This is a genomic window from Pantoea dispersa (assembly GCF_019890955.1).
Lineage (GTDB): Bacteria > Pseudomonadota > Gammaproteobacteria > Enterobacterales > Enterobacteriaceae > Pantoea > Pantoea dispersa.
In genome coordinates this window covers 1902671-1928741 of record NZ_CP082346.1, presented here as the reverse complement: position 1 = coordinate 1928741, position 26071 = coordinate 1902671, and the positions used below count along the sequence as shown (strand labels likewise).

General features: G+C 57.3%; 27 protein-coding genes, 1 pseudogene and 1 other annotated feature. Of the genes and pseudogenes, 18 read left to right on the top strand and 10 right to left on the bottom strand.

Going from position 1 to position 26071, the window contains the following annotated elements; genetic code table 11:
• Nucleotides 1-116: 116 nt before the first annotated feature.
• Entirely contained in the window at nt 117-2714 is a 2598-nt protein-coding gene (gene topA / locus K7H94_RS08915; RefSeq protein WP_058774627.1) for a type I DNA topoisomerase, read from the bottom strand.
• 370 nt (nt 2715-3084) lie between these two features.
• Here topA and K7H94_RS08910 point away from each other — a divergent pair, with 370 nt between their 5' ends.
• The gene (locus K7H94_RS08910; RefSeq protein ID WP_141495395.1) at nt 3085-3333 is read left to right on the top strand and encodes a YciN family protein; all 249 of its coding nucleotides are present in this window, start codon (nt 3085-3087) and stop codon (nt 3331-3333) included.
• A 26-nt stretch (nt 3334-3359) separates the two neighbouring features.
• Here K7H94_RS08910 and sohB read toward each other — a convergent pair whose 3' ends face one another.
• The gene (gene sohB / locus K7H94_RS08905; RefSeq protein ID WP_058758624.1) at nt 3360-4406 is read right to left on the bottom strand and encodes a protease SohB; all 1047 of its coding nucleotides are present in this window, start codon (nt 4404-4406) and stop codon (nt 3360-3362) included.
• Nucleotides 4407-4580: 174 nt separating this feature from the next.
• On the opposite strand from sohB, the gene K7H94_RS08900 reads away from it, so the two are divergent.
• On the top strand, nt 4581-5345 hold the full coding sequence (locus tag K7H94_RS08900; RefSeq protein WP_021510112.1) for a YciK family oxidoreductase: 765 nt from the start codon (nt 4581-4583) through the stop codon (nt 5343-5345).
• Entirely contained in the window at nt 5342-5929 is a 588-nt protein-coding gene (gene cobO / locus K7H94_RS08895; RefSeq protein ID WP_125308571.1) for a cob(I)yrinic acid a,c-diamide adenosyltransferase, read from the top strand. Before K7H94_RS08900 ends, cobO begins: the two co-directional genes overlap by 4 nt.
• Nucleotides 5930-5962: 33 nt before the next feature.
• On the opposite strand, the gene rluB is transcribed toward cobO, so the two are convergent.
• On the bottom strand, nt 5963-6841 hold the full coding sequence (rluB, locus tag K7H94_RS08890) for a 23S rRNA pseudouridine(2605) synthase RluB (protein ID WP_058782079.1): 879 nt from the start codon (nt 6839-6841) through the stop codon (nt 5963-5965).
• A gap of 818 nt (nt 6842-7659) precedes the next feature.
• Between rluB and K7H94_RS08885 the strand changes: the two genes are divergently transcribed.
• Nucleotides 7660-8316 carry a serine protease family protein gene (locus K7H94_RS08885; RefSeq protein ID WP_181444749.1) on the top strand — a complete coding sequence of 219 codons (657 nt, stop codon included), beginning with the start codon at nt 7660-7662 and terminating at the stop codon, nt 8314-8316.
• On the opposite strand, the gene K7H94_RS08880 is transcribed toward K7H94_RS08885, so the two are convergent.
• Both K7H94_RS08880 and rnm read right to left on the bottom strand, forming a co-directional pair.
• Nucleotides 8317-8937 carry an L-threonylcarbamoyladenylate synthase gene (locus K7H94_RS08880; protein WP_021510107.1) on the bottom strand — a complete coding sequence of 207 codons (621 nt, stop codon included), beginning with the start codon at nt 8935-8937 and terminating at the stop codon, nt 8317-8319. It lies immediately after the preceding gene.
• Nucleotides 8938-8949: 12 nt separating this feature from the next.
• Nucleotides 8950-9834 (bottom strand): RNase RNM, encoded by an 885-nt coding sequence (gene rnm, locus K7H94_RS08875; protein ID WP_222951982.1) that lies wholly within the window; start codon nt 9832-9834, stop codon nt 8950-8952.
• A 155-nt stretch (nt 9835-9989) separates the two neighbouring features.
• Nucleotides 9990-10094 (top strand) — a sequence feature (Trp leader region).
• 23 nt (nt 10095-10117) lie between these two features.
• Between rnm and K7H94_RS08870 the strand changes: the two genes are divergently transcribed.
• The 6 genes and pseudogenes from K7H94_RS08870 (at nt 10118) to K7H94_RS08840 (ending at nt 17172) form a co-directional block, all read left to right on the top strand.
• Nucleotides 10118-11680, top strand: a complete 1563-nt coding sequence (locus K7H94_RS08870; RefSeq protein WP_031280219.1) for an anthranilate synthase component 1 — start codon at nt 10118-10120, stop codon at nt 11678-11680.
• Nucleotides 11680-13273 (top strand): annotated as a pseudogene (gene trpD / locus K7H94_RS22985) (bifunctional anthranilate synthase glutamate amidotransferase component TrpG/anthranilate phosphoribosyltransferase TrpD). Before K7H94_RS08870 ends, trpD begins: the two are co-directional and overlap by 1 nt.
• 1 nt (nt 13274) lies before the next feature.
• The gene (gene trpCF / locus K7H94_RS08855; RefSeq protein WP_222951981.1) at nt 13275-14642 is read left to right on the top strand and encodes a bifunctional indole-3-glycerol-phosphate synthase TrpC/phosphoribosylanthranilate isomerase TrpF; all 1368 of its coding nucleotides are present in this window, start codon (nt 13275-13277) and stop codon (nt 14640-14642) included.
• A 46-nt stretch (nt 14643-14688) separates the two neighbouring features.
• On the top strand, nt 14689-15882 hold the full coding sequence (gene trpB / locus K7H94_RS08850; protein ID WP_058758632.1) for a tryptophan synthase subunit beta: 1194 nt from the start codon (nt 14689-14691) through the stop codon (nt 15880-15882).
• The gene (gene trpA / locus K7H94_RS08845; RefSeq protein WP_058771266.1) at nt 15882-16685 is read left to right on the top strand and encodes a tryptophan synthase subunit alpha; all 804 of its coding nucleotides are present in this window, start codon (nt 15882-15884) and stop codon (nt 16683-16685) included. The genes trpB and trpA overlap by 1 nt, the downstream gene beginning before the upstream one ends.
• 172 nt (nt 16686-16857) lie before the next feature.
• Nucleotides 16858-17172, top strand: coding sequence for a BON domain-containing protein (locus K7H94_RS08840; RefSeq protein ID WP_021510099.1), 315 nt, complete (start codon nt 16858-16860; stop codon nt 17170-17172).
• A gap of 47 nt (nt 17173-17219) precedes the next feature.
• Here the strand turns inward: K7H94_RS08840 and ompW are convergent, their stop codons facing one another.
• The gene (ompW, locus tag K7H94_RS08835) at nt 17220-17852 is read right to left on the bottom strand and encodes an outer membrane protein OmpW (RefSeq protein WP_058771265.1); all 633 of its coding nucleotides are present in this window, start codon (nt 17850-17852) and stop codon (nt 17220-17222) included.
• 245 nt (nt 17853-18097) lie between these two features.
• Here ompW and K7H94_RS08830 point away from each other — a divergent pair, with 245 nt between their 5' ends.
• Genes K7H94_RS08830 through yciA form a run of 4 tightly spaced genes read left to right on the top strand, consistent with a single transcriptional unit; the run spans nt 18098 to nt 20347 of the window.
• On the top strand, nt 18098-18514 hold the full coding sequence (locus tag K7H94_RS08830; RefSeq protein WP_058758635.1) for a YkgJ family cysteine cluster protein: 417 nt from the start codon (nt 18098-18100) through the stop codon (nt 18512-18514).
• Nucleotides 18515-18541: 27 nt separating this feature from the next.
• Nucleotides 18542-19276 carry a YciC family protein gene (locus tag K7H94_RS08825; RefSeq protein WP_104092993.1) on the top strand — a complete coding sequence of 245 codons (735 nt, stop codon included), beginning with the start codon at nt 18542-18544 and terminating at the stop codon, nt 19274-19276.
• A gap of 60 nt (nt 19277-19336) precedes the next feature.
• A complete protein-coding gene (locus K7H94_RS08820; protein ID WP_058758637.1) occupies nt 19337-19876 on the top strand; it encodes a septation protein A in 540 nt (179 codons plus the stop codon).
• 54 nt (nt 19877-19930) lie between these two features.
• The gene (gene yciA / locus K7H94_RS08815) at nt 19931-20347 is read left to right on the top strand and encodes an acyl-CoA thioester hydrolase YciA (protein WP_058758638.1); all 417 of its coding nucleotides are present in this window, start codon (nt 19931-19933) and stop codon (nt 20345-20347) included.
• 52 nt (nt 20348-20399) lie between these two features.
• Here yciA and tonB read toward each other — a convergent pair whose 3' ends face one another.
• Nucleotides 20400-21131 carry a TonB system transport protein TonB gene (gene tonB / locus K7H94_RS08810; RefSeq protein WP_031280217.1) on the bottom strand — a complete coding sequence of 244 codons (732 nt, stop codon included), beginning with the start codon at nt 21129-21131 and terminating at the stop codon, nt 20400-20402.
• Nucleotides 21132-21336: 205 nt separating this feature from the next.
• Here tonB and K7H94_RS08805 point away from each other — a divergent pair, with 205 nt between their 5' ends.
• Nucleotides 21337-21633, top strand: a complete 297-nt coding sequence (locus K7H94_RS08805; RefSeq protein ID WP_010617723.1) for a YciI family protein — start codon at nt 21337-21339, stop codon at nt 21631-21633.
• Nucleotides 21633-21806 (top strand): hypothetical protein, encoded by a 174-nt coding sequence (locus tag K7H94_RS08800; protein WP_021510092.1) that lies wholly within the window; start codon nt 21633-21635, stop codon nt 21804-21806. The genes K7H94_RS08805 and K7H94_RS08800 overlap by 1 nt, the downstream gene beginning before the upstream one ends.
• Before the next feature lie 16 nt (nt 21807-21822).
• Here K7H94_RS08800 and K7H94_RS08795 read toward each other — a convergent pair whose 3' ends face one another.
• Entirely contained in the window at nt 21823-21996 is a 174-nt protein-coding gene (locus tag K7H94_RS08795) for a YciY family protein (protein WP_088517180.1), read from the bottom strand.
• A 162-nt stretch (nt 21997-22158) separates the two neighbouring features.
• Between K7H94_RS08795 and cls the strand changes: the two genes are divergently transcribed.
• Both cls and K7H94_RS08785 read left to right on the top strand, forming a co-directional pair.
• On the top strand, nt 22159-23619 hold the full coding sequence (gene cls, locus K7H94_RS08790) for a cardiolipin synthase (protein ID WP_021510090.1): 1461 nt from the start codon (nt 22159-22161) through the stop codon (nt 23617-23619).
• A gap of 37 nt (nt 23620-23656) precedes the next feature.
• Nucleotides 23657-23986, top strand: coding sequence for an HI1450 family dsDNA-mimic protein (locus K7H94_RS08785; RefSeq protein ID WP_013509338.1), 330 nt, complete (start codon nt 23657-23659; stop codon nt 23984-23986).
• Between the two features lie 59 nt (nt 23987-24045).
• Here K7H94_RS08785 and oppF read toward each other — a convergent pair whose 3' ends face one another.
• Complete coding sequence (oppF, locus tag K7H94_RS08780) at nt 24046-25050, bottom strand: murein tripeptide/oligopeptide ABC transporter ATP binding protein OppF (RefSeq protein WP_222951980.1); 1005 nt, start codon at nt 25048-25050, stop codon at nt 24046-24048.
• Nucleotides 25047-26066, bottom strand: a complete 1020-nt coding sequence (gene oppD / locus K7H94_RS08775) for an ABC transporter ATP-binding protein (protein WP_222951979.1) — start codon at nt 26064-26066, stop codon at nt 25047-25049. The genes oppF and oppD overlap by 4 nt, the downstream gene beginning before the upstream one ends.
• Between the last annotated feature and the right edge of the window lie 5 nt (nt 26067-26071).

Genomic DNA, 26071 nt, shown 5'->3' with positions numbered 1-26071 from the left:
AAAGCGAGTCAGCAAAATGCAATAAGCTATAACTACTATATCAGTTAACGTAAGAATGTAGAACGATTAGCTATAAGGATGGGAAAAAGGCCAGCGAACGCTGGCCTCCAGGGGGATTACTTCTTCGCTTCCTGCCACTTACCGTCGATATAGAAAACTGACCAGCCGGTCGCTTTGCCCTCTTTTTCTGAGGCAACATACTGCTGTTTAGTCTTACGGCTAAAACGCACCAGCGTTTTATTGCCTTCCGGATCCACTGCCGGCGCTTCGGCCAGATATTTCAGTTTCTCCGGCAGACGGTCAGCAAAGCGCTGCAGCTCTTCCACCAGCGGCGCACGGGTTTCACGCGATTTCGGGAAGGTGTTAGCGGCCAGGAACACGCCCGCAGCTCCGTCACGCAGCACAAAATACGCATCCGATTTCTCGCACGGCAGCTCCGGCAGCGGTACCGGATCTTCTTTCGGCGGCGCGACTTCGCCGTTACGCAGAATCTTACGGGTATTTTTACACTCGTCGTTGGTACAGGCCATGTACTTACCAAAACGCCCCATCTTCAGGTGCATTTCAGAGCCACATTTTTCGCACTCAACAATCGGACCGTCATAACCTTTAATACGGAATTCACCCTGCTCGATTTCATAACCGTCACACTCCGGGTTATTACCACAGACGTGCAGTTTACGGCCGTTGTCGATCAGGTAGCTGTCCATCGCGGTGCCGCATTTCTGGCAGCGACGACGGGCGCGCAGCGCGTTGGTTTCGGCATCATCGCCTTCCAGCACGTTAAGCACTTCGTTTTCCGGGATCAGGTTAATGGTCTGCTTGCAGCGCTCTTTCGGCGGCAGTGCATAACCGGAACAGCCGAGGAACACGCCGGTGCTGGCGGTGCGAATCCCCATTTTGCGTCCGCAGGTTGGGCAGTCGATGGAGGTCAGCACCATCTGGTTCGGCTGCATGCCGCCCTCTTCCGGATCTTTCTCCGCCTGCTCCAGCTGCTGGCTGAAATCACTGAAGAATGAATCCAGCACCGCTTTCCATTGCGCTTCGTTATTCGCGACCTGGTCGAGACTGTCTTCCATGTGCGCGGTGAAATCATAATTCATCAGCTCACGGAAATTCTCTTCCAGACGATCGGTAACAATCTCACCCATCTTCTCGGCGTAGAAACGGCGGTTTTCCACCCGCACGTAACCGCGATCCTGAATGGTGGAAATGATCGAAGCATAGGTAGACGGACGGCCAATGCCACGCTTCTCCAGCTCGCGTACCAGCGAAGCTTCGCTGAAGCGCGCCGGCGGCTTGGTAAAGTGCTGGCCTGGCAGCAGGGATTTCAGATCCAGCGTGTCGCCCACGTTCACCGGCGGCAGCGTCAAATCTTCGTCATTTTTACGCAGCGCCGGCATCACTTTGGTCCAGCCGTCAAAACGCAGCGTACGCCCTTTCGCTTTCAGTTTGAAATCTGCCGCGCCGACGGTCAGCGTGGTAGAATCATATTGCGCGGGCACCATCTGGCAGGCCACGAACTGGCGCCAGATCAGCTGATACAGCTTCTGCGCATCCGCTTCCATATCCTTCAGCTGCTCGGCGGCAACGTTGACATCAGAAGGACGAATCGCTTCGTGCGCTTCCTGTGAATTCTCTTTGCTGGCGTAGGTGTTGGGCGCATCCGGCAGGTAGTTCTTACCGAATTTTTTCTCCACGTAGCCACGCGCCATCGCCACCGCATCCTGACTCAGGTTGGTGGAATCGGTACGCATATAGGTGATGTGACCGGCTTCATACAGACGCTGCGCCATCATCATGGTTTTCTTCACGCCAAAACCAAGGCGGGTGCTCGCCGCCTGCTGCAGCGTCGAGGTAATAAACGGCGCCGACGGTTTGCTGCTGGTCGGCTTGTCTTCACGATCCAGAACGGCGTAACGCGCCTTTTCCAGGATGGCCACGGCCGCTTCAGTTTGCTCGCGGTTAACCGGGCGGAACGCTTTGTCGCCCTGATGCGTCACCCTGACCGCCAGCGCATCGCCTTTCGGCGTCGAAAGATCGGCGTCAATTTCCCAGTACTCTTCCGGTACGAAGGCTTTGATTTCGCGCTCGCGCTCCACCACCAGACGCACGGCAACCGACTGCACGCGTCCGGCCGACAGGCCACGGGCAATTTTTTTCCACAGCAGCGGCGAGACCATATAGCCCACCACGCGGTCCATAAAACGACGCGCCTGCTGCGCATTGACGCGCTCAATATTCAGTTCGCCCGGCTTCTCGAACGCCTGACGAATCGCATTTTTGGTGATTTCGTTAAACACCACGCGGCTGAAGCGTTTGTCATCGCCACCGATCACTTCCCGCAGGTGCCAGGCAATGGCTTCCCCTTCGCGGTCAAGGTCGGTTGCGAGATAGATGTGGTCGGCATCGGCAGCCAGGTTCTTCAGTTCGGAGACGACTTTTTCCTTGCCGGGCAGAATCTGGTAGTCCGCTTCCCAGCCGTGCCACGGGTCAACGCCCATGCGATTAACCAGCGCGGCCTTTTCATCTTTCTTTACTTTCTTGCCGGTTTTCGCCTTTTCCCCGTCGGCACTTTTACGGGCCGTTGAACCACTGGTCGGCAAATCACGGATATGACCGACGCTGGATTTCACCACGTAGTCATTACCGAGGTATTTATTGATTGTTTTGGCCTTTGCCGGGGACTCAACGATGACGAGTGCTTTACCCATATGTACCTTTACCTAATTGAAACGTCCTGATAAACGGGAGAGGATTGGCAGCCCCAAAACCCAATGGGTTCAATATTGCTGCTGACTTTTTGCTTTTCAAGCCAGCGGGGACAATCTCTGGTCAGATTGCATCGGCATTTGCAACTTGATGATTAAGAGCGAGTTTTCCGTCTGACGGTATCACACATCCTGGTGTGATCTCCCTGAAAGCTGAATCGCCCACACTCTACCTGATAAAATCTGTTACGCAACTTAATTAGCATTCTGTTTAATTTCTCGCCAGTTTTCTGACCGAACGCTGATTTGCTGAACGCACCGACAGGCAAGTAATATAGAAGGAGAAAATTCGCTGTCAAAAAAGAGGTGAAAAATGTCAGCAGAAACGGAATCCATTTCACGCCAGGCGCTACTGGAAATCGCTAATCAGCGCATTAAGCAGCACGATGAATATTTTGCCGGGATGGAAGCCACGGAGGTGATTCAGCAGGGCGAGGTTCTGGTGTTTCGCGGCCCGTGGTTCCTCGACGATGAAGGGTTGCCGACCGCCAAAACCACGGCGGTGTTTAACGTGTTTAAGCACCTTGCCGTGGTGCTCTCCGCGCAGTATCACCTGGCATAAAAAAACCCGGCCTGCGCCGGGTTGGTTCACAACAGCGGTTTATCACCGCGCTGCCAGATTTTCAGAATCAGCCGCTCGGCTGCCACGCTGGCACTGTGGGTCACGCGATCAATCATCTTTTTCTTGCGCGCGAAGTGCACGCCCAGCACGCTAAAACGGTCCATGCGCGCAATGATCAGCGCATCGCTGGTACCAATCTCATCAATCAGCCCCAGATCCAGCGCCTGACGGCCATACCAGTGTTCGCCCGTCGCCACTTTGTCCAGATCCAGCGCCGGACGCATCTGATGCACAAAATCTTTAAACAGCTGATGGGTTTCATTCAGGTCTTCCTGAAATTTCTCCCGCCCTTCCTCGGTATTCTCACCAAACAGCGTCAGCGTACGCTTGTACTGGCCGGCAGTGTGCAGCTCCACATCAATGTCGTTACGCTTCAGCAGCCGGTTAAAGTTAGGGATTTGCGCCACCACACCGATGGAACCAATGATGGAGAACGGCGCCGCCACGATGCGATCCGCAACGCAGGCCATCATGTAGCCACCGCTGGCGGCAACTTTATCCACTACCGCCGTCAGCTGCAGCCCCGCATCACGCAGACGTTGCAGCTGCGACGCGGCGAGGCCATAACCGTGCACCACGCCACCGGGGCTTTCCAGCCGCAGCAGCACTTCATCACCCGGCTGAGCCACCGCCAGCACGGCGGAGATCTCTTCGCGCAGCGAGCTGACTTCGCCGGCGTCCATACTGCCTTTGAACTCCAGCACATAGAGAGTCGGCTTCGCCGCTTCAGTTACACCGGCTTTGGCATTGCGCTTTTCGGCTTTGGCTTTCTGTTTCTCTTCTTTCTTATGCTGCTTCAGCCACACTTTTTGCGCCTGCGGCTTCATCTTCGCCAGCTGCAGGTCCTCTTTCATCTCACGATAGGCTTCGTCAAGATGGGTTAAGCGCAGCTGACCGCCGCTGTGACGTTTACGCAGCGCGGCATTGAGCACAATCAGTACAATAGCTGCGATCGCCACCACGACGGTGACGGCCTTGGCCAGAAATAATCCATAGCTGGAGAGTAAATCCATTCTGCCGCCTTATTAAACAGTGAATTACAGTCAAACCCTGAGTTTACCCGCTTTGATGCCGTTCGTCGCCTGAAATGCCGGCAGGCGGCACAGAATGCGCGTTGCGGCGATTGCACCTTGCGCCAAATTGAGGCATAAAGCCAAAAAACCCTCTGACCTGCAAAGGACATCGCTGTGCATTATCAACCGAAAAGCGACCTGCTGGACAATCGCATCATTCTCGTGACCGGTGCTTCCGACGGCATCGGCCGCGAAGCCGCCCTGACCTATGCGCGCTATGGTGCGCGCGTGATTCTGCTCGGCCGCAATGCCACCACGCTACAGCAAACCGCTGAGGCGATTAATCAGCTCAATAAACAGCCCGCCGCTACGCTGCTGCTGGATCTGGCGCACGCCACACCGGAAAGCTGTCAGCAGCTGGCACAACAGGTTGCCGCGCTGGTGCCGCGGCTGGATGGCGTGCTGCATAACGCCGGCATTCTTGGTGAGATCGTGCCGCTGGCGGAACTCGATCCGGCGGTCTGGCAGCAGGTGATGCAAATCAACCTCGACGCCACCTTCTATTTAACGCAGGCGCTGCTGCCGCTGCTGCTAAAATCCGACGCCGGTTCGCTGGTGTTCACCACCTCCAGCGTGGGCCGCACCGGTCGCGCAGGCTGGGGCGCCTATGCCGTGTCGAAATTCGCCACCGAAGGCATGATGCAGGTGCTGGCCGATGAGTATAAAAACCGCCATCTGCGGGTGAACTGCATCAATCCCGGCGGCACGCGCACCAAAATGCGCGCCAGCGCCTTCCCGGAGGAGAATGCCAGCCTGCTGAAAACCCCGGCCGACCTGATGCCGCTCTACCTCTATCTGATGGGCGATGACAGCCGCCGTAAAACCGGTATCAGCTACGATGCACAACCGGGGCGCAAGCCGGGACCGGCCAGCGCATGAGCGATCGTCACCAGCAACGCCAGCAGCGGCTGAAAGAGCAGGTTGACGCTCGCATCGCCGCTGCCACCGAAACGCGCGGCATCCTGATGGTGTTTACCGGCAACGGCAAAGGTAAAACCACCGCCGCTTTTGGCACCGCGCTGCGCGCCTGTGGCCACGGTAAAAACGTGGCTGCCGTGCAGTTTATTAAGGGCGAATGGCCTAATGGTGAACGCAATCTGCTGGCGCAGCACGGCGTGGAGTTTCAGGTGATGGCCACCGGCTTTACCTGGGAGACGCAAAACCGTGCCAGCGATACGGCCGCCTGCCAGCAGGTGTGGCAACACGCCAGACGCATGCTGCAAGACGCGTCGCTGGATCTGGTGATCCTGGATGAAATCACCTACATGGTGAGTATGGATTATCTCGATCTGGATGAGCTGATCGCTGCACTGCAGCAGCGTCCGCCGCAGCAAAGTGTGATCATAACCGGGCGCGGCTGTCACCGCACGCTACTGGAACTGGCGGATACCGTCAGCGAGATGCGTCCGGTCAAACACGCGTTTGACGCTGGCATCCAGGCACAGCAGGGAATCGACTGGTAAAAACGGACGCCGCAGGCGCGGCGTCAGGGAGCATCAGGAACCGCGTTTGGTGTTGTTGCGACGCGGGCTGTTATTGCTTACCGCGCTATGGCGTTTCACCGCCCGGCGGATTTGGTTCGCTTTGGTGCGGCGACGATCTTTCTCGACGGCCACTTTGGTCACCGTCTCTTCCGGCAGTCCCACCAGCTTACGCAGGTAGTTGACCGCCGGCAGTTCCATCTCCATCCAGCCGCCGCGCGGCAGACCTTTTGGCAGCTGAATATCGCCGTAGCGCACGCGCATCAGACGGCTTACCTGCACGCCAACCGCTTCCCACAGACGACGCACCTCACGGTTACGCCCTTCCGTCAGGGTGACGTTGTACCACTGGTTAATGCCTTCGCCGCCGGCGAATTTGATGGTTTTGAACGCTGCCGGGCCGTCTTCCAGCTGCACGCCCTTGCTCAGCTGACGCACTTTTTCGTCATCCACTTCACCAAATACGCGCACTGCGTATTCACGCTCAACTTCGCGGCTTGGGTGCATCAGGCGGTTGGCCAGCTCACCGTCGGTGGTGAACAACATCAGACCGCAGGTGTTCACGTCCAGACGGCCGACGGCAATCCAGCGTGAACCGCGCAGGCGCGGCAGGCGATCAAATACCGTTGGGCGCCCTTCCGGATCGTTGCGCGTGCACAGCTCACCTTCCGGTTTGTAATACGCCAGTACGCGACACACCTCGGTGGCCGATTCAGCAATCGATACCAGATGGCCATCAATACGGATTTTCAGGGTTTTGTCATTTTCGATGCGATCGCCCAGCGTCGCCAGTTTGCCATCGACGCTGATGCGTCCGGCTGAAATCATTGCTTCGATTTCACGGCGCGAACCGTGTCCGGCGCGCGCTAATACTTTTTGTAATTTCTCGCTCATGGAGCTGCCTCGTTGTCGCCTTCCCAGGCGTCGTGGTAATGAAGAGGTAAGATACCGGCGTTACCAGGTCCCGTATCAGAATCTGTGACCGCTTCGCGCCAGGTGCCAGCGCGGACGGCCGGAGATTTTACACCAGCTACAGTTTCGTTAACACCTTTTCCTTTTCTGCCGATAATAAAGCGCCAGCGATCCGGAGGCTGAAGCGGGCAGCAAGGTCATTGATTCAGATTTCTGATTGATTTGCGTAAAGAGCGTTGGGATAGCCTGCGCAACCCGCTGAAATTACGTCGTTTTGCCTGAGACCGTTTATTTATTTAATAGCGCGCCAATTAGTGCCGCAATAGATTAAAGAGGCTCACCAGTCTGTTACCCGCAGCGTTCCCGGCACAGCTGCAGTTGAGCAAACAGAAAATCGGCGCAAAACACCAAAATCAGCATAAAGAACTGAATAATGTTGTTAGTAAAGCTTATTGCAGCCAGAATAGCCAGCCATACAGCGGATTGGCGCTGCAGGTTGGATTAAGTCTGTATTTTCGTTTTTATTTGATAAAGATTAAATATGATGAATTGTTCTGCCGCGAAAACTGTGTAAAATTTAATCCTGAATTCGGCTAAGCAGTATCAAAAATTATTTTAATTACTTTTTATAAGCTTTCAAACAACAAGCCATTAACAAATAATGGTACAGCTGGCCTGATAATACAATCCGGCGCGCACGGGAAATGGCGCGCTAATCGTTTCACGGATTGAATTTAATTTGTCTGTCGAAAGTCTTCACCAGGGATTTTGCTGACGGACATTAAATGAAGACCGCCATCATGAGAACCTCCCTGCTTTGGCCGGCGCTTGCAGCGCTGGCACTGAGCGGCTGTTCCGTGGGCCATACTGAGTACAGTCGTACGGCGCTGCAGCACGTGGATATGAGCGTGACCGGCATCCCGACGGTACTGGGTTTGGGCATCCTCGGTACAACCATTCCGTTAACGCCGGAATACAGTCTGACTGCCGCGCACGTGGCCAAAACCGCCGTGCAGCGCGTGAAGGCTTATCACCCCTATTGCGACGTCGCGATTATTTATCATAAAAACAGTCCGGATACGCTGGCGAAATTCCGCAGCAGCGCGGTGGGCGAGCCAATTAAAATGTATGGCTATAGTTTTATTTCCGCGATGCCGGTGGAGTCGAGCGGCGTTAATCTGGCGCGCACCGCCATTAATAATCGCTGGAATAAAAAGCCCTGTATGGCAATGGCTTCCGATGCCGGTGTCGTTCAGGGGATGTCAGGCGGCGCTGTCTATAATGCCGACCAGACAATCAGCGGAGTGATTGTGGGTTACAGCCATGAAATTGCTAACGTACGCAGCAAAAAAGTCATCTTAAAAGATGTCTCGCTGTACATTCCGTACGGCGATTTCAAACGCTGGCTGGAAGCCAATATCGGCCAGACGCCACAAACAGCGCCCGGCCCGGCGTAATCACAGGAACGGGCGGGTATCGCCTGCCCCTTCACGCACGATGACGGGCGCATCGCTGGTGAGATCGATCACGGTGGTTGGCTGCTGGCCCAGGGTGCCGCCATCGATAATTAAATCCACCAGCTTGCCGATGCTGTGCTGGATCTCTTCCGGATCGGATTCAGTGAAATCATTGCCTGGCAGCATCAGTGAGGTCGACATCATCGGCTCATTGAGGCGTTCCAGCAGCGCCAGCGCCACCGGATTAGACGGTACGCGCAGGCCGATGGTTTTACGTTTATCGTTCATCAGACGACGCGGCACTTCTTTGGTGGCCTTCAGAATGAAGGTGTAATTGCCTGGCGTGTTGTTTTTCAGAATGCGAAACGCACTGTTATCCACCTGCGAATAGGTCGACAGCTCAGAGAGATCGCGGCACATCAGGGTAAAGTTATGGTTACCATCGAGCTGACGAATGCGGCAGATGCGTTCCATGGCATTCTTCTCTTCCAGACGGCATCCCAGCGCGTAGCCGGAATCGGTCGGATAGACAATAACGCTGCCTTTATTGAGATAATCCACCGCCTGATTAACCAGACGCGGCTGCGGATTTTCCGGATGAATGTGAAAAAGTTGACTCATAAAAACCTCATATCACCCATCAACGTGCGATCTGACCGGCGCTAAAGCGGGAAAACGCTCCCAGACCGGCTCCACGCCGCCCGGCAGCCATAGCTTGCGCCCCAGTTCAATCCACGGACAGGGTTGGTGAAAATCGGACCCCTGCGAGGCCGCCAGCTGATTATCGCGCGCATGGCTCGCCAGTTGGGTACGTTCATTCGGTGCCTGCTGACACTGTGCCACTTCCATCGCATCGCCGCCTTCTGCGGCAAAATGCGCAATCAGTCGCTTCAGCCATTTGGCCGACAGCCCGTAGCGCGCAGGATGGGCCAGCACCGCCACGCCGCCAGAATGATGAATAGCATCAATGGCTTGTTTAATTGTACACCATTGTGGTGGCACGTAGCCGGTTTTGCCGCGCGCCAGATAGTTTTTAAATACCTGCGCCATGTTATCGGCTTTGCCCAGCTCTACCAGATAGCGGGCAAAATGCCCGCGGGTAATCACCCCGCCCTGCGCCAGACGCTGAGCGCCGGCCAGCGCGTCAGGAATGCGCGCGCGCTCCAGCCGTTCGGCAATCAGTTCTGCACGTGCCATACGGCACTGGTGCTGCTGCGCCAGAAAAGCGGTTAACGCCGGATGCTGCGTATCAACGTTGAGTCCGACAATATGAATTTCGTGGTTTTCCCACAGCGTCGACGCTTCCACACCGGCCAGTACCCGCAGCGGTAGCTGAAGCTGCTGCACCGCCGCCTGCGCTTCGGCAACGCCCGCCACGCTGTCGTGATCGGTAATCGCCAGCACGCCGACGTGCATCTCAACGGCGCGCTGCACCAGCGCGGTCGGCGTCAGCAAACCGTCAGAAGCCTGGGTATGGCTGTGTAAATCATAAAGTGGAAAACGGGCGATATCTGACAAGGTCACTCCAGCGACTGCATTAAACCGGCTGGCATGATAACGATTTTGCCCGTAACTGAAAAAGGGTATTGACTTTTTTCACCCGAACCAGTTAACTAGTACACAAGTTCACACGTAACGGGTATTTAATCATGGCTCTTATCGGTACGCATGTTAATGGTTGGTGGCGCGATGATCCCTTTCACGGGCGACGTCGTCATGCACATTTTGCGTAACCGCAGTGCAGATACCTGAGCCCGCCACCGAGCGGGCTTTTTTTTGAGCGAAATTCAGAGAATCCATTATGGCTAATGCGAAACCTACATTGAAGTTGATTACCGGTACCGCGCCCTACCGCGAAGATCCGGCCGCAGTGTTTCATCAATTATGCGGCGCACGTCCGGCAACTCTGCTGCTTGAATCTGCCGATATCGACAGCAAGCAGAACCTGAAAAGCCTGCTGATTGTCGACAGCGCGCTGCGCATCAGCGCCCTGGGCAATGTTGTTACCCTGCAGGCGCTGTCGGAAAACGGCCGCGCGCTGCTGCCGCTGCTGGACGAAGCACTGCCCCCCGAGGTGCGCATCGCCGTGCGCCCGGACGGACGTGAGCTGCATTTCACGCCGGTTGAGGGTCTGCACGATGAAGACTCCCGCCTGAAAGCGCTGTCGGTGTTTGATGCGCTGCGTCTGATTCCGCATCTGGTTAACAGCCCGGCCGAAGAACGTGAAGCCATGCTGCTGGGCGGCCTGTTTGCCTACGATCTGGTGGCGGGATTTGAAGATCTGCCGCCGCTGCGCAATGACCAAAGTTGCCCGGACTACTGTTTCTACCTCGCCGAAACGTTACTGGTGATCGATCACCAGCAGCGCAGCGCCCGTCTGCAGGCCAGCCTGTTTGCGCCGTCGACCAGCGAGTTTCAGCGTCTGCAGAGCCGTATCGAACAGCTGCACGGTCAGATGACGCAGCCAGCGCCAGCGCTGCCGGTGCAGCGCGTCGAGCAGATGACGCTGAGCACCAGCCAGAGCGATGAAGCTTACTGCAACGTGGTAAGCGAACTGCAGCAGGCCATTCGCATCGGTGAAATTTTCCAGGTGGTACCGTCGCGCCGCTTCTCACTGCCGTGCCCGTCACCGCTGGCGGCTTACGATACGCTGAAAAACAGCAACCCCAGCCCGTACATGTTCTTTATGCAGGATCAGGACTTTGCGCTGTTCGGCGCTTCGCCGGAAAGCTCGCTGAAATATGACGCCAGCTCGCGCCAGATCGAAATCTACCCGATTGCCGGTACGCGTCCGCGCGGTCGCCATGCGGATGGCTCGCTGGATCGCGACCTGGACAGCCGTATTGAACTGGAAATGCGCACCGATCATAAAGAGCTGGCTGAGCACCTGATGCTGGTGGATCTGGCGCGCAACGACCTGGCACGTATCTGTGTGCCCGGCAGCCGTTACGTGGCGGATTTAACCAAAGTGGACCGCTACTCGTTTGTGATGCATCTGGTATCCCGCGTGGTAGGCACGCTGCGTAACGATCTTGATGTGCTGCACGCCTATCGCGCCTGCATGAACATGGGCACGCTAAGTGGCGCACCGAAAGTGCGCGCGATGCAGCTGATTGCGGAAAAAGAAGGCACGCGGCGCGGCAGCTACGGCGGCGCGGTCGGCTACTTCACCGCCAGCGGCGACCTTGATACCTGCATCGTCATCCGCTCCGCCTGGGTGGAAGGTGGCGTTGCCACCGTGCAGGCCGGTGCCGGCGTGGTGCTGGATTCTCAGCCTCAGGCTGAAGCGGATGAGAGCCGCAACAAAGCCCGCGCGGTATTGCGCGCCATCGCTACTGCCCATCACTGCAAGGAGATTTTCTGATGGCCGATATCCTGCTGCTCGATAATATCGACTCCTTTACCTACAACCTCGTTGATCAGCTGCGTACCTTTGGCCACAACGTGGTGATTTACCGCAACAACGTCCCGGCAGAAGTGCTGATCGACCGCCTGCAGCAGATGGAAAACCCGGTGCTGATGCTCTCACCCGGCCCTGGCGCACCGAAAGATGCGGGCTGCATGCCGCAGCTGTTACAGGCGCTGCGCGGTCAGCTGCCGATCATTGGTATCTGTCTCGGCCATCAGGCCATTGTCGAAGCTTACGGCGGGCACGTCGGCCAGGCGGGCGAAATTCTGCACGGCAAAGCTTCCGCCATTACCCATGATGGCGAGGCGATGTTTACCGGCCTCAGCAACCCGCTGCCGGTGGCGCGTTACCACTCGCTGGTGGGCAGCAATACGCCGGCGGAACTGACGGTCAACGCCAGCTACAACGGCATGGTGATGGCGGTGCGTCACGAAACGGACCGCGTGTGCGGCTTCCAGTTCCATCCCGAGTCGATTCTCACCACGCAGGGCGCACGTCTGCTGGAGCAAACACTGGCCTGGGCGCTGGCGAAATAACAGGGAGATGATGATGCAAACTATTCTGGAAAAACTGTATCAGGCGCAAACGCTGAGCCAGGCCGAGAGCCACCAGCTGTTCAGCGCGATTATTACCGGACAGCTGGAGCCGACGCAGCTGGCAGCGGCGCTGATCGCCATGAAAGTGCGTGGCGAGCGCCCGGAAGAGATCGCCGGTGCCGCCTCCGCGCTGCTGGCCGATGCCAGACCGTTCCCGCGTCCGGACTATACCTTTGCCGATATCGTTGGCACCGGCGGTGATGGCAGCAACAGCATTAATATTTCAACGGCCAGCTCCTTTGTCGCCGCCACCTGCGGGCTGAAAGTGGCTAAGCACGGTAACCGCAGCGTCTCCAGCAAATCCGGATCTTCCGATCTGCTGGCCGCTTTCGGTATCAATCTCGACATGCCGGCACAGCAGGCACGGCAGGCGCTGGACGATCTCAACGTCTGTTTCCTGTTTGCGCCGCAATATCACAGCGGTTTCCGCCACGCGATGCCGGTGCGCCAGCAGCTGAAAACACGCACGCTGTTTAACGTACTTGGTCCGCTGATCAACCCGGCGCGCCCACCGCTGGCGGTGATTGGCGTCTACAGTCCGGAACTGGTGCTGCCCATCGCCCAGACGCTGAAAGTGCTGGGCTACCAGCGTGCTGCCGTGGTGCACGGTGGCGGCATGGATGAAGTGGCGCTGCACAGTGCGACCCAGGTCGCTGAGCTGCGTGACGGCGAGATCACCAGCTACCAGCTGACGCCGGAAGACTTTGGCTTCAGCTTCCAGCCGAAAGAGGCGCTGGCCGGCGGCACACCGGAAGAAAACCGTGACATTCTGACGCGTTTGCTCCAGGGTAAAGGCCAGCCCGCCCACGAGCAGGCCGTTGCGGTAAATGTCGCAATGTTGCTGAAAGTATTCGGAAATGAAGATTTGCGCGATAACGCTGAGCGCGCCATGGCTGCCATTCGCAGCGGTCAGGCGTACGAGCGCGTTGTGGCACTGGCAGCGAGAGGATGAAATGAGTATCAAGGGCACCGTATTAGAGAAAATTGTGCAGGATAAAGCCCTGTGGGTTGAAGCACGTAAATCGCAGCAGCCGCTGGCCTCCTTCCAGAACGATCTGCAGCCGGCGGAGCGTCATTTTTACGAGGCGCTGCGTGGCACGCGCACCGTCTTCATTCTGGAGTGTAAAAAAGCCTCCCCGTCGAAAGGGCTGATTCGCGCCGATTTTGATCCCGCGACTATCGCCGGGATCTATCGCCATTACGCCTCTGCGGTGTCAGTGCTGACCGATGAGAAATATTTCCAGGGCAGCTTTGATTTCTTGCCGGTGGTCAGCGCCGCCATCACGCAGCCGGTGCTGTGCAAAGACTTTATTATTGATCCCTACCAGATTTACCTGGCGCGCCATTATCAGGCCGATGCCATTCTGCTGATGCTGTCAGTACTGGATGATGAGCAGTACCGTCAGCTGGCTGCGGTGGCGCATAGCCTGAAAATGGGCGTGCTGACCGAAGTCAGTAATGAAGAAGAGCTGGAGCGCGCTATCGCGCTGGAAGCTAAAGTGGTCGGCATCAACAACCGCGATCTGCGTGATTTGTCGATTGACCTGAATCGCACGCGTCAGCTGGCCCCACGTCTCAGCCATGGCGTCACCGTGATCAGCGAGTCCGGCATCCATAACTACGCCCAGGTGCGCGAGCTGAGCCATTTTGCCAACGGCTTTTTAATTGGCTCGGCGCTGATGGAAGAGCACGACCTCGACGCCGGTGTGCGCCGCGTGCTGCTGGGCGATAACAAGGTGTGCGGCCTGACCCGCCCGGAAGATGCGCAGGCCGCGCATCAGGCTGGCGCGCTGTATGGCGGCGTGATCTTTGCCGCCGGTTCGCCGCGCCAGGTTAACGAGGCGCAGGCGCAGGCGGTGATCGCCGCTGCGCCGCTGAAGTATGTCGGCGTGTTCCGCAATCAGACTATCAGTGACGTTGTCACGTTAGCCACGCACTTATCGCTGGCGGCCGTCCAGCTGCACGGCGATGAAGACAAAGCCTACGTCGCGGAACTGCGCCAGGCGCTGCCGGCCAGCGTGCGCATCTGGAAAGCACTGAGTATTAAAGATCGGTTGCCGCCACGCGACTGGGCGCACGTTGATCGCTACGTGCTGGATAATGGCCAGGGTGGCAGCGGTCAGCGCTTTGACTGGTCGCTGCTGCAGGGTGAAGACCTGGCTGATGTGCTGCTGGCAGGTGGCCTGAGCGCCGATAACTGCGTCGAAGCCGCTCAGCTCGGCTGTGCCGGCCTCGACTTCAACTCCGGCGTGGAATCCGCGCCGGGCATCAAAGATGCCAGCAAAGTCGCGGCGGTATTCCGCACGCTGCGCGCCTATTAATTGCGTCTGCCCGCCTGCGGGCGGGCCGGATAAGGAAGAGGACACGATGACGACATTACTTAATCCCTACTTTGGCGAATTCGGCGGCCAGTATGTGCCGCAGATTTTGATGCCAGCACTGCGTCAGCTGGAAACGGCCTTTGTTGAAGCACAGCGCGATCCGGCGTTTCAGGCAGAATTTACTGACCTGCTGAAAAACTACGCCGGTCGCCCGACGGCCCTGACGCTGTGCAGCAACCTGACCAAAGGCAGCAAAACCCGCCTGTACCTGAAGCGCGAAGACCTGCTGCACGGCGGCGCACACAAAACTAACCAGGTGCTGGGCCAGGCGCTGCTGGCAAAACGCATGGGCAAAAACGAGATCATCGCGGAGACCGGCGCCGGTCAGCACGGCGTGGCGTCGGCGCTGGCGTGTGCCCTGCTCGGCATGAAATGCCGTATTTACATGGGCGCAAAAGACGTTGAGCGTCAGTCACCCAACGTGTTCCGTATGCGGCTGATGGGCGCAGAGGTGATTCCGGTACACAGCGGCTCGGCCACGCTGAAAGATGCCTGTAACGAGGCGCTGCGCGACTGGTCCGGCAGCTACGAAACCGCGCACTACATGCTCGGCACTGCCGCAGGCCCGCATCCGTTCCCGACCATTGTGCGTGAATTCCAGCGCATGATTGGCGAAGAGACTAAAGCGCAGATTCTGGAAAAAGAGGGTCGCCTGCCGGATGCGGTACTGGCGTGCGTCGGCGGCGGTTCTAACGCCATCGGCATGTTTGCGGATTTCATCGAAGAGAGCAGCGTGCGCCTGATCGGCGTGGAGCCTGCGGGTCACGGTATTGACACCGGTGAGCACGGTGCGCCGCTCAAGCACGGTCGCGTCGGCATCTATTTCGGCATGAAGGCGCCGATGATGCAGACCGAAGAGGGACAGATCGAAGAGTCCTACTCCATCTCTGCCGGTCTCGATTTCCCGTCGGTCGGTCCGCAGCATGCGCACCTGAACAGCACCGGCCGCGCTGACTACGTGTCAATCACGGATGACGAAGCGCTGGAAGCCTTTAAGACGCTGTGTCGTGCCGAAGGCATCATTCCGGCACTGGAGTCATCACACGCGCTGGCGTATGCGCTGAAGATGATCCGCGAAAACCCGGACAAAGAGCAGCTGCTGGTGGTAAACCTTTCCGGCCGCGGCGACAAAGACATCTTTACCGTTCACGATATTCTGAAAGCTAAGGGAGAGATCTGATGGAACGTTATAATCAGCTGTTTCAACGTCTGTCCGCGAAACAGGAAGGCGCGTTTGTGCCCTTCGTCACCCTTGGCGATCCGTCGCCGGCGCTGTCGCTGAAAATTATTGATGCGCTGGTCGCGGGCGGTGCGGATGCGCTGGAGCTGGGCATTCCGTTCTCCGATCCGCTGGCCGATGGCCCGACGATTCAGGGCGCTACGCTGCGCGCCTTTGCCGCCGGCACCACCGTGGCGCAGTGTTTTGAAATGCTGGCCACCGTGCGCCAGAAATACCCCGATCTGCCGATTGGCCTGCTGATGTACGCCAACCTGGTGTTCAGCAGAGGTATCGACAACTTCTACGCGCAGTGCGCTGCGGTGGGCGTTGACTCGGTGCTGGTGGCTGACGTGCCGGTGGAAGAGTCGGCCCCGTTCCGCCAGGCGGCGATGCGTCACAACATTGCGCCGATCTTTATCTGTCCGCCCAACGCGGATGACGATCTGCTGCGCGAAATCGCCTCGCACGGCCGTGGCTACACCTATCTGCTGTCACGCGCCGGCGTTACCGGTGCGGAAAATCGCGCCAGCCTGCCGCTGCATCATCTGATTGAGAAGCTGCGCGAATATCATGCTGCGCCGCCGCTGCAGGGCTTCGGCATCTCTGAGCCGGGTCAGGTGAAAGAGGCAGTTGCCGCCGGAGCCGCCGGAGCCATTTCCGGCTCGGCCATCGTGAAAATCATCGAGCGTAATCAGAACGACCCAACGGCGCTGCTTAGCGAACTGCAAACGTTCGTCAGCGATCTCAAAGCGGCTACCCGCTGAGTTGGCACGGCCCTGCACTGGCTGCAGGGCCCTTCTTACTTCCTACCCCCTTTTTTCTCCCCTGCGACAAAATTTTTCATCGCGCCTGAGTTGCCGAAATGCGAGGCACGGCCCACACTTAAGCGTGCCGTCACGTTACGGTGCACCACCATCTATGACAGGGAGATAACCAATGAAATTGTTCAAAGTCGTTGCGGGTTTTTTAGTGGCTGCAGTGATGGCGCTCACCTTAAGTGCCTGTGCACCAACAGCAACAAAGGAAGGGACCGGCGGTTACATCGATGACACGGTCATTACCACCAAAGTGAAGGCACAGCTGCTGAATGACGAGGCGCTGAAATCGACAGAAATTAACGTTGAGACCTTCAAAGGGAAAGTACAGCTGAGCGGCTTTGTCAGCTCGCCGCAGATGGCCAACCGTGCGGTTGCGGTAACGCGTAACGTGGCGGGGGTAAAATCCGTCGTCAACAATATGCAGATTAAGTAACTAAACGGGCGACCTGCGGGTCGCCCTTTTTCTTTCTGGTGTAAAAATCAGAAACGGTAGCCCGCGCCAAAGAAGAACACCCACGGATCGATGCGGGTATTGATATTCTGCTGTTCGCCCGCCGCTTTGAATTTCACCTCGGTATCGATGTCCATGTACCACAATGACGCGTTGAGCATCCAGTCGCGGTTGATCTGATAATCCAGCCCGACCTGACCCGCCACGCCCCACGAATCTTTCACGCTTAAATCGCTCAGCTGCGCATCCTGCCCGGTCTGGTTGAACTTCGCATCGTAGAAAGTGGTGTAGTTGATCCCGACGCCAACGTAAGGGCGCAGCGCGCTTTGGCTGTCGAAAAAGTAGTACTGCGCCATTAAGGTGGGCGGCAGCTGACGCACGGTAGCGAGATTGCCGGTCGGGCCAAGTCCCACTTTGTGGCGGAACGGCGTGGCCGCCAGCAGCTCAACGCCGATATTGTCGGTCGCCATCCAGGTAAACGTCAGACCCAGTTGGGTATCATTACTGACGCTGAAGCCGCCCATACCCAGCACATTATCAGAGCCTTCGGTCGGACGAACGGTCGCGCTACCGGCGCGCACAAAAAAATCACCGGCCTGGTGAGCCAGTGCCAGTTGCGGGATCGCCAGCGCCAGCAGCAGCGCGCATTTAGCCAGTTTCATAATCACTCCTTTGCCGGAAAACAGGGTATTGAGGTTAATCGCGGCACAAGATTTACCCCTTTTTTGCGAAAAGATCATCAGCATCAATTCAAATTAATCACTTATAAAACAATGAATTGATTCAGATCAATTTTGCCTTTACAAGCGGACATAAAAATCCTGTTGCCGCCATCACGCGGCGTGATTATGTTGCTATTCCCCTTTTGTGATTTTGGTTCGAAGCCTCAGGAGTGGCGGGCGATCAGATGAGCGATTTACTTAACCCCTGTATGACCTGTGGCGCCTGCTGCGCCCATTTTCGCGTTTCATTTTACTGGGCCGAAGCCGACGACGGTGGTGGCACGGTGCCGGTTGAACTGACGGAACCCCTGAGCCTGCTGATGCGCAACATGCGCGGCACCAACGATCGTGCCCCGCGCTGCGTGGCGCTGCAGGGTGAAATTGGCGGCTGTGTTTCCTGTGGTATTTATGCGCAGCGGCCGTCACCGTGCCGGGAGTTCGCCATGTCCGGCGAAAATGGCGTGCCGAATGACGCCTGCGATCGCGCCCGGGCGCGCTATGGTTTACCCGCGCTTTTTCACCCTTCTTTACCTGAGATGACAGAAAGTTATGGGATTCCGGGTGCCAGCCTGCCTGCAGAACATGTACAATCGCCGGGTTAATTAACCCGGTTCCTTCAAGGAGTGTACATGTCTATCACGGCGAGCTCGTTATACCGTGACACAGGAAATTTTCTGCGCCATCAGCTGGTCACCATCGTGCTGATGGCGTTGCTGACCTCGTTTATTACCGTGATTGTTGGCCACGCCCTGACGCCGGGCGAGGATCAGTTATCCCTGCTCAGCCAGACCGACAGCAGCGCCTCTTCGCTGTTTGAAATCGTCCAGAACATGTCACCGGATCAGCAACGCATTCTGCTGCGCGCCTCTGCCGCCGGCACTTTCGCTGCCCTGATTGGCAACACGCTGCTATTGGGCGGCATGCTATGCCTGCTGCCGATGGTATCCAGTGGACAGCGCGTCAGCGCGCTGCGCGCGATTGGCGCCTCTGCGCCGCTGCTGCCGAAACTGCTGGTGCAGACCTTCCTGATCACCCTGCTGGTGCAGCTGGGCTTTATGGTACTGATGGTGCCGGGTGTGATTCTGGCGATTCTGCTGTCGCTGGCGCCGGTGATGCTGGCAAGTGAAAAAATGGGCATTTTCAGTGCGATGCGCGCCAGTATGCGTCTGGCCTGGAAGAACATTAAGGTGATCGCCCCGGCGATTATTTTGTGGCTGCTGGCGAAAATTGCGCTGATGTTCTTCTTCTCCTCGCTGACCGTGCTGCCTGCCAATATCGCCTCGGTGGTGCTCAACGCGCTGGGCAACCTGGTATCAGCCATTCTGATTATCTATTTGTACCGGCTGTATATGCTGTTACGTTAAGCGTTACGGCGCCCGCGGCGGCGCCGTAACTCAACGCTCCTGCCCCTGACTGGAAACGCTATGAAGCAGTTACTCGATTTTCTTCCCCTGGTAGTTTTCTTTATTTTCTACAAGCTGTACGACATTTTCGTCGCCTCCGGCGCGTTGGTGGTGGCGACCGGTATCGCGCTGGTGGTCAGCTGGGTGCTGTACCGCAAGCTGGAAAAGATGACCATTTTCACCTTTGTGCTGGTTGCGGTGTTCGGCACCCTGACCTATGTGTTCCACAACGATGAGTTCATCAAGTGGAAAGTCACGGTGATTTACTCGCTGTTTGCGCTGGCACTGCTGTACAGCCAGTGGTTTATGCAGCAACCGCTGATCCAGACCATGCTTGGCAAAGAGCTGCAGCTGCCGGGTGCGGTATGGCGTCGGCTGAATATCGCCTGGGCCCTGTTTTTCCTGGCCTGCGGCCTGGCGAATATTTATGTCGCGTTTTGGTTATCCCAGGCGTTTTGGGTTAACTTTAAGGTGTTCGGTCTTACCGGCCTGACCCTGCTGTTTACGCTGTTAAGCGGCCTGTATATCTGGCGACAGATGCCGCAACAAGAACAAAAATAATCGATGCAGCCCGGTCTCCGCCGGGCTTGTCTTCACCTGCAAAAGAACTGAGCAATGGACGAAAAACATAAGTTGCCGCAAGGCGAGATGGTCTCGCGCACCCTGGCGATGCCGGCAGATACCAATGCCAACGGTGATATCTTCGGCGGCTGGCTGATGTCGCAGATGGATATGGGCGGCGCGATACTGGCTAAAGAGATTGCCAAAGGCCGCGTGGTAACGGTGCGCGTGGACGGTATGACCTTCCTCAAGCCCGTCGCCGTCGGGGATGTGGTGAGCTGCTACGCGCGCTGCATTCGCACCGGCAATAGCTCGATGACCATTAACGTGGAAGTGTGGATTAAAAAAGTGTCGTCCGAACCGATCGGCCAGACTTACTGCGCCACCGAAGCGGTGTTTGTTTACGTGGCGGTCGATAACAGCGGGAAATCCCGTCCGCTGCCGGAAGGCCAGGCCAATCTGAGCAATTAAGCGTATAAAAAAAGCGGCCCGGAATGGCCGCTTTTTCTTTGCCTGTCTGGCTTTACTCGATGTTCGCGCCGCCGTTAATGCGGAACACGATGTTCATCGTCAGCCCCTTGCCCGGCCGCCCTGGCTGATAGCGCCACTTCTTCATCGCCTGCTTCACTTCGCGCTCAAACATGTTGCGCGGCTCGGCGGACAAAATCTCGACGTTATCGACGCGCCCATCGCTGTCCACGTCAAACTTCACCCGCACCCGCCCTTCAACGCGCAGCGCGAACGCACGCGCCGGATAGGCCGGCTTGCTGACGCTCATCGCTTTCGGTCCATCCGACACCGTCTGCGTTGGGGCCGGGTTACTCTTCGGTGCCGTCGAGGGGCGCGTTTGCGCGGCTGGCGCGTCCTGTTTAAACGGATTCTCCTGCGGCTTCACCTGCTGGCGCGGCTTCGGCTCTGCCTTTTTCTCCACCTTTGGCTTCGGTTTCGGTTTTGGCTTCGGTTTAGGTTCCGGCTTAGGGATCGGCACCGGCTCGGCTTTTGGTGGCTCAGGTGCGACCTCCGGCTCGGGTTCCGGCTCGGGCGGCGGCGGCGGAGTTACTGCTGCCGGTGCCGGTTCAGGCTGCACTTCGGGGGCTACCATGCTAATGCTGATAGGTTGAGACGCTTTAGGAACCTCAATGGTCTGATGAAATGAAGCATAAAGAATGCCGGCGATTACCGAACCGTGAAGGAGCACGGATAAAATCACGGACACAGGCGTTCGGGTTGGAAAAGGCGTAGTCAACGTCGTCATATCAGTCATGTTCATTGAGTGAAGCGCTGATTTTAAATGCAAATAGCAATCAGTTTCAATAAGCACGCTACTGAAGCCCAAAAGAAAGGCGCTTTTTAACCCTGCCTGCGTTGCAGCGCGCGGCCATTATCTTTCGTTTGCACTCTGTTTAGCGATCACTTAACGTGTCTCGCAAATTCGGCAAGTCTAACGGGAGTATCCCATCGTGCTTTACGTCATTTATGCGGAAGATACCGCAGATTCACTGGAAAAACGTAACTCTGTGCGCCCGGCACACCTGGCGCGTCTGCAGCTGCTGCAGGATGAGGGGCGTCTGATTGTCGCCGGTCCTCTGCCTGCCGTCGACAGTAATGAGCCGGGCCCGGCTGGTTTCACCGGTTCTGTGATTGTTGCCGAGTTCTCATCGCTGGAAACGGCCCAGTCATGGGCCAATGACGATCCGTATATCGCCGCTGGCGTGTACGACAAAGTCACGGTTAAACCGTTTAAACGGGTGTTCTGATGCAGTGGCAGCCCCTTCTGTTGTTAGTGCTGGTGCTGCTGCTGATTGGTCGTGCGCTGTGGCTGTGGCGCCGTCAGGGCTGGCGTCAGGCGCGCCAGCACATCGTCATGCTGGTGGTACTGGCGGCGGCCCTGCAGATAGTGAATGTTTCACTGGTATTACGCGGCCACTGACGACCGCGTTCATTGCTCAGGTATTCTGCGTGATAAACAGGATAGAGCGACGCTGCTGCTGCGCTACCTGATGACGAATCGCATGGATGCGCTTATAACGACGTGACTGCCCTTCCAGCCAGCGGGCACGACGGCGATGCGCCTGGCGTAACATTCTCCAGCGGGCCACTTCATTTCTGCTGCGTCTCATCACATCCTCTCTGACTGGCTAAACCCGCGACGCATTATAGTGATCTGGCTAAAAATGCCAAATCGAAACCTTCATCGAAACGTCATCAACGATTAAAGGTTTCGCTGGCGTAGATCAACACGTAAACTTTGCCCATCAAAGCGCGAACGGGACGTCCACTTTATGACCACATTTTATACCCTTATCAGCTGGTTGCTGCTGTTTGGCTACTGGCTGCTGATTGCCGGGGTTACGCTGCGCATCCTGATGAAGCGGCGTGCGGTGACCTCGGCGATGGCCTGGCTGCTGATCATCTACATTCTGCCGCTGGTGGGTATTATCGCCTATCTGTCGTTTGGCGAACTGCATTTAGGTAAACGTCGCGCAGAACGCGCCCGCACCATGTGGCCCTCGACCGCCAAATGGCTCAACGACCTGAAGCAGTGTCGTCACATCTTCGCGACTGAACACAGCGACGTGGCGCGTTCCCTGTTCGAGCTGTGCCGTCATCGTCAGGGCATTGCCGGCGTTAAAGGCAATCAGCTGCAGCTGCTGACCAGCGCCGATGACGTGATGCAGGCGCTGATCCGCGATATTCAGCTGGCGCGCCATAATATTGAGATGGTGTTTTACATCTGGCAGCCGGGTGGTCTGGCTGATGATGTAGCGGAATCGCTGATGGCTGCCTCACGGCGCGGCGTGCACTGCCGCCTGATGCTGGACTCCGCCGGCAGCGTGGCGTTCTTCCGCAGTCCGTGGGTGGGCATGATGCGCAACGCCGGTATTGATGTAGTCGAGGCATTGCAGGTCAGCCTGTGGCGTGTGTTCCTGCGCCGCATGGATTTGCGTCAGCACCGCAAAGTGGTGCTGATCGATAACTACATTGCCTATACCGGCAGCATGAACCTGGTGGATCCGCGCTTCTTTAAACAGGATGCTGGCGTAGGTCAGTGGATTGATCTGATGGCGCGCATGGAGGGCCCGGTGGCCACCACCATGGGCATCGTCTACGCCTGCGACTGGGAAATCGAAACCGGCAAACGCATTCTGCCGCCGGCGCCGGACGGCAATGTGATGCCGTTTGAGCAGGAGAGCGGTCACACCATTCAGGTGATCGCCTCAGGGCCGGGCTTCCCGGAGGACATGATTCACCAGGCGCTGCTGACGGCGGTGTATTCGGCGCGCGAGCAGCTGATCATGACCACGCCCTACTTCGTGCCGAGCGACGACTTACTGCACGCCATCTGTACCGCCGCGCTGCGTGGCGTTGAGGTGAGCATTGTTGTACCGCGCCACAATGACTCGCTGCTGGTCGGCTGGGCCAGCCGCGCCTTCTTCACTGAACTGCTGGAAGCCGGGGTGAAAATCTACCAGTTTGAAGATGGCCTGTTGCACACCAAGAGCGTGCTGGTGGACGGTCAGCTCAGTCTGGTGGGCACGGTGAACCTGGATATGCGCAGCCTGTGGCTCAACTTCGAGATCACGCTGGTGGTGGATGATGACGGCTTTGGTAGCGATCTCGCCACCGTCCAGGATGATTATATCGCCCGTTCGCGTCTGCTGGACGGCGCGCGCTGGGCAAAACGTGCCTGGTGGCAGCGCATCGTCGAACGACTGTTTTACTTCTTTAGCCCTTTACTGTAAAACGAGCGAAAATATTACCGCCTCAGGGCAAGCAGGAATGACCATGGATTTAAATAATCGCCTTACTGAAGATGAAACGCTGGAACAGGCTTACGATATTTTTCTTGAGCTGGCAGGCGATAACCTCGATCCGGCAGACATCATTCTGTTCAATCTGCAATTTGAAGAGCGCGGCGGCGCCGAGCTGTTTGATCCATCCGAAGACTGGCAGGAACATGTGGATTTCGATCTCAACCCTGACTTCTTCTCAGAAGTGGTGATCGGCCTCGGTGAAGCGGACGGCGAACCGATTACCGATGTGTTCGCGCGCATCCTGCTGTGCCGTGAGAAAGACCACAAGCTGTGTCATATTCTGTGGCGTGAATAAGCCGCAGCGCATAAAAAAACGCCGGGCACTGCCCGGCGTTGTTGTTTGTGGCACCGCTATTAAAGCGGATCAACCTTCAGACAGGACACCGCATGGCGGAAACTGCCTTCGAGTAGCGGTCGGGTTTTGGCGCACTCCGGGCCGGCAATCGGGCAGCGGGTGCGGAACACGCAGCCTGATGGCGGATTGATCGGCGACGGCAGTTCCCCTTCCAGCAGCTGAATCTGCTTATTCTTCTCCAGGTCCGGATCAGGAATCGGCACCGCCGACATCAGCGCTTTGGTGTACGGATGCTGTGGATCGTTATACACCGCATCATAGGTACCCAGCTCAACCGCGTGGCCGAGATACATCACCAGTACGCGATCAGAGATGTGCTTCACCACTGCCAGGTCATGCGCGATGAAGATCAGCGACAGGCCCATTTCACGCTGCAGTTTCTGCAGCAGGTTGACCACCTGCGCCTGAATCGACACGTCGAGCGCCGACACCGGCTCATCACAGATAATCAGCTTCGGCTCAAGAATCAGCGCACGGGCGATACCGATACGCTGGCACTGGCCACCGGAGAACTCGTGCGGATAGCGGTTGATGAGGTTCGGCAGCAGACCGACCTTCATCATCATGTTTTTAACCTTATCCTTCACTTCCTGACGCGGCATCTTTGGATAGTAGGTGCGCAGCGGTTCGGCGATGATGTCACCAATGGTCATACGCGGGTTGAGCGAGGCCAGCGGGTCCTGGAAGATCATCTGAATGTCACTGCGCGCCTGACGCCACTCTTCCTGGCTCTGGCCCAGCAGATCGCGCCCCAGCCACGCCACGCGCCCGTCGGTGGCTTTCACCAGACCGATAATGGCGCGCGCCAGCGTGGATTTGCCGCAGCCGGATTCACCGACCACGCCGAGGGTTTCGCCTTCATACAGACGCAGACTGACACCATCCACCGCTTTCAGGGTTTTCGGCGGCTGCCAGAACCACTGCTTGCCGTCTTTGATATCGAAATGCACCTTGAGATCGGCGATTTCCAGCAACACTTTTTTCTCTTCAGTTACGGTGCTCATACTAACTCCTCCACCGGTTTGAAGCAGGCGCGCAGGCGCCCTTCGGCAAACGGTTCAAGCGGCGGTGATTTGGCACAAATATCCATGGCATATGCGCAGCGCGGCTGGAACGGACAGCCCTGCGGCAGACGCAACAGGTTGGGCGGGTTGCCGGGAATGGTGGTCAGCGACTCTCCCTCCGCGTCAAGACGCGGCACCGCGCTTAGCAAACCGATCGAGTAAGGATGGGCCGGCTGGTAGAACACATCGCGCGCACGGCCATACTCCATGGTGCGCCCGGCATACATCACCAGTACCTTGTCACAGATCCCGGCAACAACGCCGAGATCGTGAGTGATCATGATGATGGCGGTGTTAAATTCACGCTTCAGCTCATTCAGCAGCGTCATGATCTGCGCCTGCACGGTGACATCCAGCGCGGTGGTTGGCTCATCGGCAATCAGCAGCTTTGGCCGGCACAGCAGCGCCATGGCGATCATTACGCGCTGACGCATGCCACCGGAAAACTCGTGCGGGAACATCTTCATGCGCTTGCGCGCTTCCGGCATTTTCACCGCATCCAGCATGCGCACCGACTCTTCAAACGCCTGGGCGCTGCTCATGCCTTTGTGCAGTTTCAGCACCTCCATCAGCTGTTCGCCGACGCGCATGTACGGATTGAGCGATGTCATCGGGTCCTGGAAAATCATCGCAATCTGCTCCGCGCGCAGCTTGTTCAGCTTGCTTTCCGGCAGATTGAGGATTTCTCTGCCGTTAAACTGCGCCGAGCCACCAATGCGACCATTTTTCGCCAGCAGTCCCATCAGCGCAAACGCGGTTTGCGATTTTCCGGAGCCGGATTCACCAACAATGCCCAGCGTTTCACCGGCGCGCAGGGAAAAGTTGAGGTCGTTCACAGCGGTCACGTCGCCGTCGTGGGTACTGAAGGTGACGCGCAGATCTTTAACGTCCAGCAGCAGGTTAGCGTTTCCCGCAGGTGCAGCCGCCAGCGGCTGCTGAGTATCATGATGGGTCATCGGGA

Excerpts from the sequence above, each read along its gene's own strand:
- topA (WP_058774627.1), bottom strand. The coding sequence starts at position 2,714 with ATGGGTAAAGCACTCGTCATCGTTGAGTCCCCGGCAAAGGCCAAAACA.
- K7H94_RS08910 (WP_141495395.1), top strand. The coding sequence starts at position 3,085 with ATGTCAGCAGAAACGGAATCCATTTCACGCCAGGCGCTACTGGAAATC.
- sohB (WP_058758624.1), bottom strand. The coding sequence starts at position 4,406 with ATGGATTTACTCTCCAGCTATGGATTATTTCTGGCCAAGGCCGTCACC.
- cobO (WP_125308571.1), top strand. The coding sequence starts at position 5,342 with ATGAGCGATCGTCACCAGCAACGCCAGCAGCGGCTGAAAGAGCAGGTT.
- rluB (WP_058782079.1), bottom strand. The coding sequence starts at position 6,841 with ATGAGCGAGAAATTACAAAAAGTATTAGCGCGCGCCGGACACGGTTCG.
- K7H94_RS08885 (WP_181444749.1), top strand. The coding sequence starts at position 7,660 with ATGAGAACCTCCCTGCTTTGGCCGGCGCTTGCAGCGCTGGCACTGAGC.
- K7H94_RS08880 (WP_021510107.1), bottom strand. The coding sequence starts at position 8,937 with ATGAGTCAACTTTTTCACATTCATCCGGAAAATCCGCAGCCGCGTCTG.
- K7H94_RS08870 (WP_031280219.1), top strand. The coding sequence starts at position 10,118 with ATGGCTAATGCGAAACCTACATTGAAGTTGATTACCGGTACCGCGCCC.
- trpCF (WP_222951981.1), top strand. The coding sequence starts at position 13,275 with ATGAGTATCAAGGGCACCGTATTAGAGAAAATTGTGCAGGATAAAGCC.
- trpB (WP_058758632.1), top strand. The coding sequence starts at position 14,689 with ATGACGACATTACTTAATCCCTACTTTGGCGAATTCGGCGGCCAGTAT.
- trpA (WP_058771266.1), top strand. The coding sequence starts at position 15,882 with ATGGAACGTTATAATCAGCTGTTTCAACGTCTGTCCGCGAAACAGGAA.
- K7H94_RS08840 (WP_021510099.1), top strand. The coding sequence starts at position 16,858 with ATGAAATTGTTCAAAGTCGTTGCGGGTTTTTTAGTGGCTGCAGTGATG.
- ompW (WP_058771265.1), bottom strand. The coding sequence starts at position 17,852 with ATGAAACTGGCTAAATGCGCGCTGCTGCTGGCGCTGGCGATCCCGCAA.
- K7H94_RS08830 (WP_058758635.1), top strand. The coding sequence starts at position 18,098 with ATGAGCGATTTACTTAACCCCTGTATGACCTGTGGCGCCTGCTGCGCC.
- K7H94_RS08825 (WP_104092993.1), top strand. The coding sequence starts at position 18,542 with ATGTCTATCACGGCGAGCTCGTTATACCGTGACACAGGAAATTTTCTG.
- K7H94_RS08820 (WP_058758637.1), top strand. The coding sequence starts at position 19,337 with ATGAAGCAGTTACTCGATTTTCTTCCCCTGGTAGTTTTCTTTATTTTC.
- yciA (WP_058758638.1), top strand. The coding sequence starts at position 19,931 with ATGGACGAAAAACATAAGTTGCCGCAAGGCGAGATGGTCTCGCGCACC.
- tonB (WP_031280217.1), bottom strand. The coding sequence starts at position 21,131 with ATGACGACGTTGACTACGCCTTTTCCAACCCGAACGCCTGTGTCCGTG.
- K7H94_RS08800 (WP_021510092.1), top strand. The coding sequence starts at position 21,633 with ATGCAGTGGCAGCCCCTTCTGTTGTTAGTGCTGGTGCTGCTGCTGATT.
- K7H94_RS08795 (WP_088517180.1), bottom strand. The coding sequence starts at position 21,996 with ATGAGACGCAGCAGAAATGAAGTGGCCCGCTGGAGAATGTTACGCCAG.
- cls (WP_021510090.1), top strand. The coding sequence starts at position 22,159 with ATGACCACATTTTATACCCTTATCAGCTGGTTGCTGCTGTTTGGCTAC.
- K7H94_RS08785 (WP_013509338.1), top strand. The coding sequence starts at position 23,657 with ATGACCATGGATTTAAATAATCGCCTTACTGAAGATGAAACGCTGGAA.
- oppF (WP_222951980.1), bottom strand. The coding sequence starts at position 25,050 with ATGAGCACCGTAACTGAAGAGAAAAAAGTGTTGCTGGAAATCGCCGAT.
- oppD (WP_222951979.1), bottom strand. The coding sequence starts at position 26,066 with ATGACCCATCATGATACTCAGCAGCCGCTGGCGGCTGCACCTGCGGGA.